At 44.4% G+C, this 15,578-nt stretch carries 12 protein-coding genes; 11 read left to right on the plus strand and 1 reads right to left on the minus strand.

What is annotated here, in order from left to right; all coding sequences use genetic code 11:
• The 5 genes from carB to pyrE are packed head-to-tail and all read left to right on the plus strand — an operon-like array spanning position 1 to position 6,238.
• Complete coding sequence (gene carB, locus BIV59_RS00335) at positions 1 to 3,207, plus strand: carbamoyl-phosphate synthase large subunit (RefSeq protein WP_071349438.1); 3,207 nt, start codon at positions 1 to 3, stop codon at positions 3,205 to 3,207.
• A complete protein-coding gene (locus BIV59_RS00340) occupies positions 3,204 to 3,983 on the plus strand; it encodes a dihydroorotate dehydrogenase electron transfer subunit (protein ID WP_071349439.1) in 780 nt (259 codons plus the stop codon). Before carB ends, BIV59_RS00340 begins: the two co-directional genes overlap by 4 nt.
• Positions 3,980 to 4,921 (plus strand): dihydroorotate dehydrogenase, encoded by a 942-nt coding sequence (locus BIV59_RS00345; protein ID WP_071349440.1) that lies wholly within the window; start codon positions 3,980 to 3,982, stop codon positions 4,919 to 4,921. The genes BIV59_RS00340 and BIV59_RS00345 overlap by 4 nt, the downstream gene beginning before the upstream one ends.
• On the plus strand, positions 4,893 to 5,609 hold the full coding sequence (gene pyrF, locus BIV59_RS00350) for an orotidine-5'-phosphate decarboxylase (protein ID WP_071349441.1): 717 nt from the start codon (positions 4,893 to 4,895) through the stop codon (positions 5,607 to 5,609). Before BIV59_RS00345 ends, pyrF begins: the two co-directional genes overlap by 29 nt.
• The gene (gene pyrE / locus BIV59_RS00355) at positions 5,606 to 6,238 is read left to right on the plus strand and encodes an orotate phosphoribosyltransferase (RefSeq protein ID WP_071349442.1); all 633 of its coding nucleotides are present in this window, start codon (positions 5,606 to 5,608) and stop codon (positions 6,236 to 6,238) included. The genes pyrF and pyrE overlap by 4 nt, the downstream gene beginning before the upstream one ends.
• A gap of 133 nt (positions 6,239 to 6,371) precedes the next feature.
• On the opposite strand, the gene BIV59_RS00360 is transcribed toward pyrE, so the two are convergent.
• Positions 6,372 to 8,096 (minus strand): Rqc2 family fibronectin-binding protein, encoded by a 1,725-nt coding sequence (locus BIV59_RS00360; RefSeq protein ID WP_071349443.1) that lies wholly within the window; start codon positions 8,094 to 8,096, stop codon positions 6,372 to 6,374.
• A 1,147-nt stretch (positions 8,097 to 9,243) separates the two neighbouring features.
• Between BIV59_RS00360 and BIV59_RS00365 the strand changes: the two genes are divergently transcribed.
• From BIV59_RS00365 to coaBC, 6 genes are all read left to right on the plus strand, one after another.
• On the plus strand, positions 9,244 to 11,922 hold the full coding sequence (locus tag BIV59_RS00365; RefSeq protein ID WP_071349444.1) for a calcium-translocating P-type ATPase, SERCA-type: 2,679 nt from the start codon (positions 9,244 to 9,246) through the stop codon (positions 11,920 to 11,922).
• Between the two features lie 159 nt (positions 11,923 to 12,081).
• A complete protein-coding gene (locus BIV59_RS00370) occupies positions 12,082 to 12,957 on the plus strand; it encodes a YicC/YloC family endoribonuclease (RefSeq protein WP_071349445.1) in 876 nt (291 codons plus the stop codon).
• Positions 12,958 to 13,011: 54 nt separating this feature from the next.
• On the plus strand, positions 13,012 to 13,275 hold the full coding sequence (remA, locus tag BIV59_RS00375; RefSeq protein WP_071349446.1) for an extracellular matrix/biofilm regulator RemA: 264 nt from the start codon (positions 13,012 to 13,014) through the stop codon (positions 13,273 to 13,275).
• A gap of 8 nt (positions 13,276 to 13,283) precedes the next feature.
• Positions 13,284 to 13,898, plus strand: coding sequence for a guanylate kinase (gmk, locus tag BIV59_RS00380; RefSeq protein WP_071349447.1), 615 nt, complete (start codon positions 13,284 to 13,286; stop codon positions 13,896 to 13,898).
• Between the two features lies 1 nt (position 13,899).
• Entirely contained in the window at positions 13,900 to 14,106 is a 207-nt protein-coding gene (rpoZ, locus tag BIV59_RS00385; RefSeq protein WP_071349448.1) for a DNA-directed RNA polymerase subunit omega, read from the plus strand.
• 259 nt (positions 14,107 to 14,365) lie between these two features.
• Positions 14,366 to 15,574, plus strand: a complete 1,209-nt coding sequence (coaBC, locus tag BIV59_RS00390; RefSeq protein WP_071349449.1) for a bifunctional phosphopantothenoylcysteine decarboxylase/phosphopantothenate--cysteine ligase CoaBC — start codon at positions 14,366 to 14,368, stop codon at positions 15,572 to 15,574.
• Positions 15,575 to 15,578: the final 4 nt, after the last annotated feature.

The raw sequence follows: 15,578 nt of genomic DNA on the forward strand, positions 1-15,578 counted from the left end.
ATGCCGAAACGAACAGACATCAAAAGCATTCTAGTAATTGGATCAGGGCCGATTGTAATCGGCCAGGCGGCAGAATTCGATTATGCCGGTACCCAAGCCTGCATCGCATTAAAAGAAGAGGGATACAGGGTGATACTGATCAACTCCAATCCGGCTACCATCATGACGGACAGCGAAATGGCGGATGCCGTTTACATAGAGCCGATTACACTTGAATTCGTCTCTAGAATTATCCGTAAAGAACGGCCGGATGTGCTGCTTCCTACATTGGGAGGACAGACTGGCTTGAATATGGCAGTGGAGCTTGCTAATGCAGGAATTCTCGAGGAATGCGGTGTTAAAGTCATCGGCACGAAACTCTCTGCCATTGAAAAGGCGGAAGACAGAGATTTGTTCAGGTCCTTGATGAATGAGCTGGGTGAGCCAGTCCCTGACAGCGATATCATCCATTCCATTCAGGAAGCAAAGAATTTTGTCGAAAAGATAGGCTTCCCAATCATAGTCCGGCCGGCATTCACACTTGGAGGAACTGGCGGCGGCATTTGTGAAAATGAAAAGGAGCTGGAAGAAATCGTAGCAGGCGGACTGAAAAGCAGCCCTGTTTCACAATGTCTGATTGAGAAAAGCATTGCAGGCTTCAAGGAAATCGAATATGAAGTCATGAGAGATTCAAAGGATAATGCCATTGTCGTCTGCAATATGGAAAACTTTGATCCGGTCGGAATCCATACTGGTGATTCTATCGTTGCAGCCCCAACCCAGACTCTAAGCGACAGAGAGCATCAAATGCTAAGAAATGCATCCCTTAAAATTATCCGGGCTCTGAAAATTGAAGGTGGCTGCAATGTACAGCTTGCCCTGGATCCCGATAGCTATCAATATTATGTGATAGAGGTAAACCCGAGAGTAAGCCGTTCATCAGCGCTTGCTTCAAAAGCAACCGGCTATCCGATAGCCAAACTTGCTGCGAAAATTGCAGTGGGGCTTACGCTTGACGAAATGATGAATCCTGTTACGGGCAAAACCTATGCAAGCTTTGAACCGGCACTCGATTATGTGGTAACAAAAATCCCGCGCTGGCCTTTTGATAAGTTTGAATCAGCTAACCGCAGGCTTGGCACTCAGATGAAAGCTACGGGAGAGGTTATGGCCATTGGGCGTACATTTGAGGAATCGATTCTAAAAGCGGTTCGATCGCTTGAGGCAGGATTGCACCATCTGGAGCTGCCAGGCGGATTTGAAGCCGCCATGCTGGAAAAACGTATCCGCAAAGCAGGGGATGAACGACTGTTTTATATAGGAGAAGCAATACGCAGCGGAATAAGCATCGAAACCATCCATGAATGGAGCAAGATTGATTTATTTTTCCTTCATAAACTGAAAAAAATAATATCATTTGAAAAAGAAGCTGCTGCTTCTCCATTTGATAAAGAAATAGCCTTCAAAGCAAAGAGATTAGGATATTCCGATAAAAAGCTTGCTTCACTATGGAATGCAAATGAAAAAGAAATCTACGTCTGGCGAAGTGAGGAAGGAATTGTTCCTGTGTTCAAGATGGTGGATACTTGTGCAGCGGAATTTGAATCAGAAACTCCTTATTTCTATGGAACGTATGAAGAAGAAAACGAGTCCATAGTCACTGATAAGGAGAGTGTCGTTGTCCTTGGATCAGGTCCGATCAGGATCGGCCAGGGTGTGGAATTTGATTATGCAACCGTACACTCAGTCCGGGCGATTAAAGAGGCCGGCTATGAAGCGATTATCATCAACAATAATCCTGAAACGGTTTCAACGGATTTCAGCATTTCAGACAAGCTGTATTTTGAACCCTTGACAATAGAAGATGTCATGCATATTGTCGATCTGGAAAAACCGATCGGTGTTGTTGTGCAATTTGGGGGCCAGACAGCAATTAATCTGGCTGCACAGCTGGCGGAAAGGGGAGTCAGGATTCTCGGGACCTCCATTGAAGACCTTGACCGTGCAGAAAACAGGAATAAATTCGAGCAGGCATTAACAGAGCTCGGCATTCCCCAGCCAAAAGGAAAAACCGCTTTTTCAGCAGAAGAAGCGGCAGCCATCGCAGATGATATAGGCTATCCAGTTTTGGTAAGGCCATCCTATGTGCTTGGCGGAAGGGCTATGGAAATCGTTTATAAAGAAGATGAACTGCTTCACTATATGAAGAATGCAGTTAAGGTAAATCCGAAGCATCCAGTGCTTATTGACCGTTATTTAACAGGCAAAGAAATTGAAGTAGACGCGATTTCGGATGGAGAAACCGTGATCATCCCAGGCATCATGGAACATATAGAGAGGGCAGGAGTGCATTCGGGCGACTCGATTGCAGTATACCCCCCGCAGAGCCTTACGAAAGATCAAGAAGATAGAATTGCAGAATACACCGCGCGCCTGGCCAAAGGCTTGAATATTATCGGTTTATTAAACATCCAATATGTGATCAGCAATGATGAAGTCTATGTAATAGAGGTAAATCCGAGATCCAGCCGGACCGTCCCCTTTTTGAGCAAGATTACAAGTGTGCCGATGGCCAATCTTGCAACAAAGGTTATTTTGGGGAGCAGCCTCGAAAAACTTGGATGGCCCGGTGGTCTTATCGCTGAGAAAAAAGGAGTTTATGTAAAAGTTCCTGTGTTTTCTTTTGCCAAGTTAAGAAGAGTTGATATTACACTTGGACCTGAAATGAAATCTACCGGAGAAGTGATGGGTAAGGACCATACACTTGAGAAGGCTTTATATAAGGGGCTTGTAGCCTCGGGGATCAGGATAAAAGAGCATGGATCTGTTCTTCTGACAGTAGCGGACAAGGACAAACAGGAAGCCCTGAAGCTTGCACGCCGTTTTCATAATATCGGATATAAGCTGCTGGCAACTAGCGGGACGGCGGCTCTATTAACGGAGGCTTCTATACCGGTTTTGACTGTAGGGAAAATCGGCGAAGGGGAGAGAAGCCTGCTGGATGTAATCCGCAGCGGTGAGGCACAGCTTATTGTCAATACTCTGACAAAGGGAAAACAGCCTGAACGTGATGGTTTTAGAATCAGGCGTGAATCTGTAGAAAATGGCATTCCATGTTTAACATCCCTTGATACAGCTGCAGCTATTTTACGGGTTATCGAATCGATGAATTTTTCAGCAGAAGCTATGGAAAAGACCGATAATAGCCGGGAGATGATTACTTCGTGATTAAAAAAGAAAAAATGAAAATTGCAAAGCAGACAGAAATTGCAGAAAACATATTCGAATTGACACTTCAGGGCGGACTTGTTTCTGAAATGACACAGCCTGGGCAGTTTGTGCATGTGAAAACCGGGCAAGGAAGCGAGCCGCTCTTAAGAAGGCCCATCAGCATTTGTTCCATTAACAGCAAGGAAAATCAGTTTACTATGATATATCGGGCTGACGGAAAAGGTACTGCGCTTTTATCCGAGAAAAAGGAAAATGATTCAGTGGACGTGCTTGGCCCGCTGGGAAATGGCTTTCCGGTTGAGAAAGTCAATGCTGGCGATAATGTGCTTCTGGCAGGAGGCGGCATCGGTGTGCCGCCATTATACGAACTTTCCTGCAGGCTTAAAAAACGCGGTGCAAATGTTCTTCACACATTGGGTTTCCAGACGAAAAAAGCTGTTTTCTATGAAAGACAATTTGCAAAACTCGGTGAAACACGTATAGCAACCGCAGATGGAACATACGGAAAGAAAGGCTTCGTCACTGATATTATGGACAGTATTGCCGATGATTTTGACTTTATCTTCTCTTGCGGGCCAACCCTTATGCTGAAGGAACTGGCAAAAAGATATGAAGATAAAAATTTGTATCTTTCACTTGAGGAACGGATGGGATGCGGAATTGGGGCGTGCTTTGCATGCGTCTGCCGCACTGGTGATGATCATGATGGAACGGGCTATAGAAAAGTTTGCAGCGATGGTCCGGTTTTTCGCGCAGGAGAGGTGATCTTATGAACAGGCTATACACTGAATTGCCTGGCCTGGAGCTGAAAAATCCTGTTATGCCTGCATCCGGATGTTTTGGATTTGGCAGGGAATTCAGCGGGCTATATGACTTAAACGAGCTTGGGGCTATCATGATCAAAGCAGCAACACCAGAGCCCAGGTTTGGAAATGATACCCCGAGGGTCGCAGAAACTCCATCCGGAATGCTGAATGCTATTGGACTGCAAAATCCAGGTCTCGAAAAGGTTATAAATGAAGAGCTAAAATGGCTTAGCCGTTTTGACGTGCCCATCGTGGCGAATATAGCCGGCTCGAGGATTGAAGACTACATTACAGTCGCTAGGGAAATCAGCAAAGCACAAAATGTGAAAGCGCTGGAGCTGAATATCTCCTGCCCTAATGTCAGGGAAGGCGGTATTGCTTTCGGAACGAATCCTGAAGTGGCTAAAACAGTCACAAAAGCAGTAAAAGAAGTATCTGAGGTTCCAGTCTATGTAAAGCTGTCCCCGAATGTAACAAATATAATAGAAATGGCTAAAGCAGCGGAAGATGGAGGAGCAGACGGATTAACCATGATCAATACACTTTTGGGGATGCGCCTGGACGTAAAAACAGCAAAACCGGTACTGGCAAACAAAACAGGGGGTCTGTCCGGCCCTGCAATCAAGCCGGTGGCACTTCGGATGATTTACGAAGTAAGCCAGCATGTGGATCTCCCGATTATCGGCATGGGCGGAATTTCGTCCGCGGAAGATGTCATTGAGTTTTTTTACGCAGGTGCGAGTGCTGCTGCAGTCGGCACAGCGAACTTTACCGATCCATTTATATGCCCGGAAATCATTGAAAAACTGCCTGTGCTTCTCGAAGAACTTGGGTTTGATCACATTTCTGAATGCAGGGGAAGGAGCTGGAAAAGACATGGAAAACCCGCTTATCATCGCGCTTGATTTTCCCGACACAAAAAAAGTGAAGGAATTTCTATCGGATTTTAGAGATTCCGGGCTCTTTTTAAAAATAGGGATGGAGCTTTATTATCAAAACGGACCATCCATTATATATACCTTGAAGGAACTCGGACATAAGGTTTTTCTGGATTTGAAATTGCATGATATTCCTAATACCGTTAAATCAGCAATGAAGGGTCTTGCTTCGCTTGAACCGGATATTGTCAACGTGCATGCAGCAGGAGGCAAGAGAATGATGGAGTCAGCGCTTGAGGGCCTTGATGCAGGAACGGCTGCCGGAAAGAAGCGTCCCATGTGCATCGGCGTTACACAGTTGACTAGCACTTCTCAATGGCAAATGCAAAATGAACAGCTGATAAAAGAAACTCTTGATGCCTCTGTTTTGCACTATGCAAGACTTGTCAGCGATTCAGGCCTTGATGGTGCAGTTTGCTCAATACATGAAGTCAAAAAAATCCATGAACATCTCGGTACAGGTTTTTTTACGGTTGCTCCTGGAATCAGGGTGAAAGAACATGATATTCACGACCAAAATAGAGTGGCAACACCGGAGCAGGCAAGATCGGCTGGTGCAGATGCTATTGTGTGCGGCAGGGCAATTACGGGTTCGGCTGATCCTGCCCAAGCCTATGAAACTATTCTTAAAGCCTGGAAGGGGACAAGGGTATGAAAAAGAAAATAGCAGAGCAGTTATTATCCATTGGTGCAGTCAGCCTCAAACCTCATGAACCGTTTACATGGTCTTCCGGAATTAAATCTCCTATATATTGCGATAATCGCCTGACGATGTCGTATCCGGAAGTACGCAATGAAATCGCGCTGGGGTTGAAGGAATTAATTCTTCAGCATTTCCCTGGAACAGAATTGATAGCGGGTACGGCTACGGCAGGGATTCCGCATGCTGCATGGGTCAGCAGCCTTATGGATCTCCCGATGTGCTATGTTCGCTCAAAGGCAAAGGGGCACGGAAAACAAAACCAGATTGAAGGGAAAATCAATCCAGGACAGCAAGCAGTCGTCGTGGAGGATTTGATCTCAACGGGCGGAAGCTCCATAACGGCTGTTAAAGCCCTGCAGGAAGCTGGATGTGCAGTAGCTGGAGTGGTTTCAATATTCACCTACGGATTATCCAGCGGAATTGAGAGGTTTGAAAAAGAGCAAATCAAAACTTATTCGCTATGTGATTATACATCTTTAATTCAAGCAGCAAGTGAATCTGGATATATTGCAAAAGGAGATCTGGAAAAACTTCGTCAATGGAAAAAGGACCCGGCTGATAAAGCCTGGCTCAGCGTATAAAGCACAAACAAGCTTGCCCCGCACATGGGGCAAGCTTGTTTATTTTATCCAGCTTTAGCGGATGGAAAACTCTGATCCAGACTTGAAAGTCATTGAAGAAGTCCTGAGCATGGCGGAGAAAACCATTGATGTTTTATTTTACAGAACGGTTTTCTTTTAAAGAGATGACCAGATCGGCTTGTGGTGTAACGTAAACCGTCTGCTGGTTGTCATAAATGACAAAACCGGGTTTTGAGCCATTTGGTTTTTTTACATAGCGGACTTTTGTAAAATCCACCGGGACAGAACCAGAATCTTTTGCCTTGCTGAAGTAGGCTGCCAAAGCAGCTGCTTCCTTGATTGATTGTTCGCTTGGTTCCTCGCTGCGGATGACCACATGGGAGCCAGGAATATCCTTTGTATGGAACCACAATTCATCTCTTCTGGCAAACTTATTTGTCAGATAGTCATTTTGCTTATTGTTTTTGCCGACGAATATGGGATCTCCTTCAGAAGAATAGTAGGTTTCCAGCTGCGGCTTGCTATTTGCCGGTTTTTTCATTCCTTTTCTTTGCTTCTGGCGAATGTAACCTTCTTCCTGAAGCTCTTCCCTTATTTCTTCAATATCCCGCGGAGAAGCGGATTGAAGCTGCTGATAAAGGGTTTCAAAGTAAGCAACTTCTGTTTCAGCCTTTTCAATTTGATCCAGTACGAAGCCTACTGAATTCTTTGCTTTTTGGTATCTGGAAAAGTATTTTTGTGCATTTTCAGAAGGTGATTTTTGCGGACTTAAAGGGATTTTTACCGTCTGGCTATCTTCGGTATAATAATTAACCACTTCTACTTCTTTCATGCCGCGTTTAATCTGGAATAAATTTGCTGTCAGAAGCTCGCCAAACAATTGATATTGTTCGCCGCGTTCACTATCCTTCAGTGTCTTTTGCAGCTTTCCTATTTTTTTCTGATTTTTGTCGATTTCATTTGAGATAAAACGCTCTAAATCATTCCCCTGCTGCTTGACCCTGTCCCTCTCAGCTTTTCCAAAATAATAGCGGTCCAATAGCTCGCTTAAAGTAGGAAAGGTTCGCGTATTATGCCCAATATGTTCAAGCGGAATCATATAAAACGACTCTTTATTTTCATCACTTATTAATGAAGGGGAATATTCATGCCCTTTGAGAATATTAATTAGAGAAAAAAATGCGGCAGGAACTGTTGAACGGTTCGCTAATCCTGCGCGGATGATCACTTCCTTTGCAAATAATGGAGAGACGCCTGCATAATGGTCAACAAGCTGGCGGTCAAGCTTTCCGGCATTGAAGTCAAGCACTCTTGAAAGTTCTTCTTCATTGGAAGTAAAAGGATTGATTTTCTCCTGCGGCGGCGGAGCCAGATACGTTTGGCCCGGCAGGACAGCCCGGTAGCTGTTGACAGCGTATGACACGTGTTTAACGCTATCAAGGATCATATTTCTCTCTTGGTCAACAAGGATGATATTGCTGTGCCGTCCCATGATTTCCACAATTAATTTCTTCTGTGAAATATCGCCAAGTTCATTTCTTCCTTTCACCTCAAAAATAATGATTCTGTCCAGGCCGGACTGATAAATATTTTCTATTGTGTACCCTTCAAGGTGTTTTCTTAAAAGCATGCAGAACATAGGCGGCTCTTTAGGATTCTCATAGCTCTCCTGTGTCACCTGAACCCTGGCATAGCTTGGATGTGCGGAGAGCAGCAGCTTATGGTTTTTCCCGCCGGCACGGACGATAAAAACAAGTTCATTTTTATACGGCTGATTAATTTTGTTGATTCTTCCGCCTGTTAAAAGTGCGGAAATTTCCTCAGTCATTGCTTTGGTAAATAAGCCATCAAAAGACATATATCATACTTCCTTTACTCTAGTACTTGCATAATAAATATAAGGTTATCTTCCATCTTAACATTGATGAGGGCAACTTTCGCTATAAGATGCTTTACTTTGGGCAATTCTCAGGCGTTTACGCAAATTGGTTGTCCAGCTGCAGCGCCTAGCCTCTCGAGGTCATAAGCCACATAATCATTGAAGGCAAAGGGCGCCTTCTATGCTTATGCGTCCTATGCTGGTCGAGGCTAATCAAGGCGCTTACGCTTTTCTGTCCAGCTGCAGCGCCTAACATCTAGAGGTCATAAGCCACATAAGCATTGAAGGCAAAGAGCGCCTTCTATGTTTATGCGTCCTATGCTAGTCGAGGCTATTCAAGGCGCTTACGCTTTTCGGTTGTCCAGCTGCAGCGCCTAGCCCGCTGGGGCCTGCAGGATGCAGGTCATGAAGGCGTTTCTGCAGGAAGCAGAGTATTTAGCCTTCGAACATTGGCAGATGATTTGTCCCCCGATGGCAAAGATCGCCTTCGATGGCCAAATCCCTATTTGCTTAGGCCCCCAGGATGGGGGTCACAAAGACGTTGCCGCAGGACGCGGCGTTCCTAGTCTTTGATCCTAAAAATTAGGCCCTTTCGCTTTTCGGTTGTCCAGCTGCAGCGCCTAGCTCGCTGTGCAAAAGATGATTTGTCCTCCGAAGGCAAAGAGCGCCTTCAAAGGCCAAATCCCTATTTGCTTCGCGAGCTATTCAAGGCGCTTTCGCTTTTCGGTCCAGCTGCAGCGCCTAGCCTCTCGAGGTCATAAGCCACATAATCATTGAAGGCAAAGGGCGCCTTCTATGCTTATGCGTCTTATGCTGGTCGAGGCTGACAAGGCGCTTTCGCATTTCGGTTGTCCAGCTGCAGCGCCTAGCTCGCTGTGCAAAAGATGATTTGTCCTCCGAAGGCAAAGAGCGCCTTCAAAGGTCAAATCCCTATTTGCTTCGCGAGCTATTCAAGGCGCTTTCGCTTTTCTTATAATTATATCATTTTTTGGGACGAGTCTGAATATGCATGGAAGAAGAGACGTGATGGATGTTTCATTGGTTCAGTGAAGGTGTGTTTGGATTTTATGGCTGCTAAAGGAAACGGGCCGCCGTTTCATTCTAAGTGGAGGATGTGTGATACTGAATGAAGTTCCGGGAAATGAATGCAAAAGAAATCGAGTCCGCCCTGCAGACAAATAGGAAGCATGGGCTGACAGATGAAGAAGTTAAAAAGAGGCAGCAGGATAAGGGTTATAACGAACTTCACGAGGGTGAAAAACAATCGGCACTTTTACTGTTCTTTGCGCAGTTTAAAGATTTTATGGTAATCGTTTTGCTTGCAGCAACCTTGATATCCGGACTGCTCGGAGAATATATCGATGCCATTGCAATTATTGCGATCGTCTTCGTAAATGGTATTTTGGGCTTTTTTCAGGAAAGAAGGGCAGAAAAATCGCTTGAAGCTTTAAAAGATATGGCCGCACCGCAGATACAGGTTCTGCGGGATGGTGAATGGAGGAAAGTCCCTTCGAGAGAAGCTGTTGTCGGTGATGTTTTTAAGTTTTCCAGCGGTGACCGTATTGGTGCTGATTTGAGAATTATAGAATCATCGAGCCTGGAGATTGAGGAATCTGCTCTAACAGGAGAATCTCTGCCTGCTGTCAAGACACATGAACCAATCGGACATGAACCCGATGGAATCGGTGATGAGGAAAATATGGCCTTCATGGGAACCATGGTTACACGTGGAAGCGGTACAGGTATTGTTATCGGAATTGGCATGAATACGGCCATGGGCAAAATTGCAGACCTCCTGCATTCCGCAGAAACGGTGGTTACTCCTTTACAGCGCAGGCTAGAGCAGCTTGGCAAGATCTTGATCGTTACAGCCTTGTTTCTGACTCTGATTGTAGTAGTTACAGGCGTAATTCAGGGAAATAGTCTTTATACTATGTTCCTTGCGGGTGTGTCGCTTGCGGTTGCTGCCATTCCTGAAGGTCTTCCGGCAATAGTGACAGTAGCTTTATCTCTTGGTGTGCAGCGCTTGATAAAAAAGAAGGCAATCGTGCGCAAACTGCCAGCTGTCGAAACCCTCGGCTGCGCTTCTGTCATTTGTTCGGATAAAACAGGAACTATGACCCAAAATAAAATGACTGTGACTCATTTATGGAGCGGAGGTACGACCTGGAATGTCAGCGGGACGGGATATGAGCCCCAAGGAGAATTCTTTCATGATGGAAAAAAGATATCGCTGAAAGATGAAAAGTCATTGAGGCAATTGCTTACATTCGGCATGCTTTGCAATAACGCAGAGCTTCTTGCAAAAGATGAAAAATACATCATGGATGGTGATCCCACTGAGGGAGCACTTCTGGTTGCAGCCATGAAGGCTGGATTAAACAGAAAACAGTTAAACGAAAAATTCAGGATTATAAAAGAATTTCCGTTTGATTCAACGAGAAAAATGATGAGTGTAGTAGTGAGCGATGAGGCCGGCAAGCATTTCGTTGTGGCCAAAGGAGCCCCTGATGTGCTTATATCTCAATGTGAATCAGTATTATGGGATGATAAGACACAGTACCTGACAAAAGACAGTGTCCAGCAAGTTCAAAAGGCAGTTGACGGCTTGGCAGAACAAGCTCTGAGGACTATTGCTGTAGGATATAAGCCGATTTCTTCCGGTACAGTACTGCTTGACGAATCAGAAGCAGAGAAAGACCTGATTTTCATGGGCCTGCAAGGGATGATAGATCCGCCGAGGCCAGAGGTAAAGCAAGCTGTAAAGGAGTGCCGGGAAGCCGGCATCAGAACGGTGATGATAACAGGAGATCATGCTGCTACCGCAAAGGCGATTGCAAGGCAGCTTGGTATATTGCGCGGAAAGGAAAAGGTCATGGAGGGAAGGATGCTCTCGAATATGTCTATAGAAGAACTGGAAAATACGGTGGAAGACGTAGCCGTTTTTGCCAGGGTTTCTCCAGAACATAAACTGAAAATTGTTAAAGCTCTCCAAAATAAAGGCCATGTTGTCGCCATGACAGGAGATGGGGTAAATGATGCGCCTGCCATTAAGTCAGCAGACATTGGAATTTCAATGGGCATCACAGGAACAGACGTTGCAAAAGAAGCTTCCTCTCTGATTTTGCTAGACGACAACTTTGCCACCATCAAATCAGCCATTAAAGAAGGAAGAAATATCTATGAAAACATCCGTAAATTCATCCGATACCTGCTTGCTTCAAATGTAGGGGAAATCCTGGTTATGTTTTTTGCCATGCTGTGTGCATTGCCGCTGCCCTTGATTCCAATCCAGATTCTTTGGGTGAATTTAGTTACAGATGGACTTCCTGCAATGGCATTGGGACTCGATAAGGCAGAGGGTAATGTGATGAAAAGAGGTCCGCGCAGCCAGAGTGAAGGCGTTTTCGCAAGAGGGCTTGGCTGGAAAATTATTTCACGCGGATTTTTAATCGGTCTATCGACATTGATCGCTTTTATGGTTGTGTATAAAGCACACCCGGACAGGCTGCCATATGCACAGACTGTTGCTTTTACAACATTGGTACTGGCCCAGCTCATCCATGTATTTGACTGCCGCAGCGAGGTTTCCATTTTTTCAAGAAACCCATTTGGCAATCCTTATCTGGTAGGTGCAGTTCTATCTTCACTGGTTTTGGTATTGCCTGTCATTTATTATCAGCCGCTTCAGACGATATTTCATACTGTTCCAATCGTTCCTAGAGACTGGCTATTAATTCTCGGCATGGCATCAATTCCAACTTTTTTGCTTGCTGGATCTTTTTTAGTAAGAAAAACAAAGTGAAATATGATATAATTGTCAAGGTAGTAGAGTCCGCCTCTATTACCTTTTTATTTTATAATGATTTTAATGATATGCACTCATAATAGATTGCGTTTGTTTAAGTAAAGATTTAGAGCTGACAGGATTCATTAAAACAGTCATTGAAGGATGTGCCTCCACATGGTTATCAGTATGACAGGATACGGCAGAGGCATAGCGGAAAATAGCTCTGTGAAGGTGGCAGCAGAAATAAAGACTGTGAACCATCGATTTTGTGAATATAATATCCGGATGCCGCGGCAAATTTTGGTGCTTGAAGAAAAGCTAAAGAAAAAAGCGAATGAATACATACGAAGAGGCAGGGCCGAAATCATGATTTCTATAGATGGTGCAGGCATGTCTCATAAAACGCTGGAGCTTGATTGGGGACTTGCAGAGCAATATTTTACGCTGATGGATGAGGCAAGCCGCAAATTCCAGCTAACCTCTTCAGCTTCCGCTTCTGATTTGCTTCAAATTGAAGGCATGTTTGCCATCAGGGAAACGGCACATGATCCCGATGCCATTGAACCTCTTTTAATGGATGCTTTTTCGTCTGCTCTCGATGCTCTCCGCAAGATGAGGGTTCAAGAAGGAACAGCTCTTGCTAAAGATCTTGGGATGCACCTGAAGAAGTTTGCACATTGTTTGCAGAGTTTAAAGGATTACGCCCCTGCTGTTGCACAGCATTATAAAAAACGGCTGGCAGACAGGATGATGGAACTCTCAGGAAATTTAATTGAAGAAGGCAGGCTGCTGACCGAAGTGGCGATATTTTCTGACCGTTCAGACATTACTGAAGAAATTACAAGACTTGAAAGCCATCTTGCCCAATTTTCCGGCACGCTGAATGAGAAAGAGCCGGTGGGAAGAAAGCTTGATTTTTTGGTTCAGGAAATGAATCGGGAGGTCAATACAATTGGTTCGAAATCCTCTGATGCAGCTATTGCGCAAAATGTTGTGCAATTGAAAAGTTTTCTTGAAAAAATGAAAGAACAGGTTCAAAATATCGAGTAGTTTGATTATGATAATTGTTACATGGTCACAATAGAATATGGATGGGGGACAAAAATGTCTATCAAGCTCATAAATATCGGTTTTGGAAACATTGTTTCCGCAAACCGGATTGTTTCAATCGTGAGTCCGGAATCAGCTCCGATAAAGAGAATCATACAGGATGCCCGTGACAGGGGATCTTTAATAGATGCTACATATGGAAGAAGGACAAGGGCAGTTATTATAACTGATTCTGATCATGTTATTTTATCTGCCGTTCAGCCAGAGACAGTTGCAGCCCGTCTTCATGACCGGGATGACAGCGTGGAAGAGGGGTAAATAAAGAAATGAGAGAAAAAGGGTTACTGATTGTTTTATCTGGTCCTTCGGGAGTTGGAAAAGGAACTGTGCGAAAAGAAATTTTTTCACAGCCGGATACTGCCTTTGAATATTCAATATCAATGACAACAAGGCTTCCTCGTGAAGGGGAAGTGGACGGAATTGATTATTTCTTTAAGACAAGGGAGGAATTTGAGGCCCTGCTGGATCAAGGGAAGCTTTTGGAGTATGCTGAGTTTGTGGGCAATTATTACGGCACCCCTGTTGATTATGTAAGAGAAACTCTAGATGCCGGAAAAGATGTTTTCCTGGAAATAGAAGTACAGGGAGCAAGGCAGGTTCGGGAAAAATTTCCTGAGGGCTTGTTCATCTTCCTTGCACCGCCAAGTTTGTCGGAACTCAAAAACCGCATAGTCACCCGCGGAACAGAGTCAGATGATCTGATACACCGCAGAATGACTGCTGCGAAGGAAGAAATTGAGTTAATGGACTTATATGATTATGTAGTGGAAAATGATCAAGTGGAGCTTGCGTGCAATCGTATCAATGCTATTGTTATTGCTGAACATTGCCGCAGGGAAAGAGTTTCATTACGATATAAAAAAATGCTGGAGGCTGAATAATATGTTATATCCATCTATCGATTCATTGCTGCAAAAAATTGATTCAAAATACTCCCTGGTTTCTGTGGCTGCCAAACGTGCAAGGGTCATGCAGATCAAGAATGACTGCAAGATTGAAAAGCCGGTGAGCTTTAAGCCAGTCGGCAAAGCGCTGGAAGAAATCCATACTGGAGAACTTACCTACAAAAATCAGTATGAGGAGCAATAATTAATTAACAGATTTATTACCGAACATTCATGACATAGTCGATTTTATTCATTTTAGAGGGTTTGACACCGGATCCTAATTGAATTGAAGCTTTGCGAAAAGGTTTCCTTCAATTTTGGCCGGTTGTCTGCCCTTTTCATTTGCCGAAATAAGGCAGGACCCAGCAAAAAAAGAGTCGGATGCCTTAACCGCTAAAACGTGATTTTTTTGCCGGGTTCCTTCATAATGAAGGAAAAAGAGAGTAGTTGGGGGATATAAGATGCTTACAGATAAGAAAATTCTCTTGTGTGTTACAGGAGGCATTGCCGTATTTAAGGCAGCTGCTTTAACTAGTAAACTTACTCAGGCAGGTGCAAAGGTGAAGGTCATTATGAGTGAATCAGCATGCAAGTTTGTTGCACCGCTGACCTTCCTGGCTCTGTCGAGAAATGATGTGTTTACAGATACATTTGACGAGAAAAATCCGGAAGTTATTGCACATATTGATCTCGCTGACTGGGCGGATCTCATTGTTGTGGCTCCTGCTACGGCAAATATAATCGGAAAGCTTGCAAACGGAATTGCGGATGATATGGTAACGACAACAATTTTGGCTTCAAACTCTCCTGTTTGGATTGCTCCTGCCATGAATGTAAATATGTATAGCAAACCAGCTGTACAAAAAAATATATTACAGCTTCATGATTATGGATTCCGGTTTATCGAACCCTCCGAAGGCTATCTTGCCTGCGGATATGTTGGAAAGGGCAGACTTGAGGAACCAGAAAAAATTATCAGCAATATCGAAAAGCATTTCAATCCGGTAAAAAACAGTCAACCCCTCAGCGGGAAAAAGATTATCATTACCGCTGGCCCCACAAGGGAACATATTGATCCGGTCCGATATCTTACAAATCAGTCGTCCGGAAAGATGGGGTATGCCATTGCAGAGCAGGCAATTGAAATGGGAGCGGAGGTTTTGCTGATTTCCGGCCCGGTTTCCCTGTCTCCTCCCGCAGGTGTAACCTTTATTGCTGTCGAATCTGCTGAAGATATGTACCAGGAAGTCATGCGCGCATTTAAGGATTGTGACGCTGTCATAAAAACAGCAGCTGTAGCGGATTACACACCGCAAGAGTATCATGGGCAAAAAATGAAAAAGCAGACTGGCGAGCATGTGCTTAGGCTGAAACGGACCAGAGATATCCTGCAGGAATTAGGCAGGGAAAAATCTGGACAGATTCTGATAGGCTTTGCCGCTGAAACAGAAAATGTTGAAAATTATGCGCGCGGTAAATTGGAAAGAAAAAATGCAGACATGATTATTGCCAATAATGTATCCCTAGATGGAGCAGGATTTGGATCGGATACAAATATTATCACCATATATAAAAAAGATGGGACAAGCTTGGAGCTCCCTAAAATGAGCAAAAGGGATGCGGCCTTAAATATTCTTAACGAAGCTGTCCATCTGCTCAAAAAGGACTGATGAT

The organism is Bacillus sp. MUM 13 (assembly GCF_001866725.1).
Taxonomy (GTDB): domain Bacteria; phylum Bacillota; class Bacilli; order Bacillales; family DSM-1321; genus Peribacillus.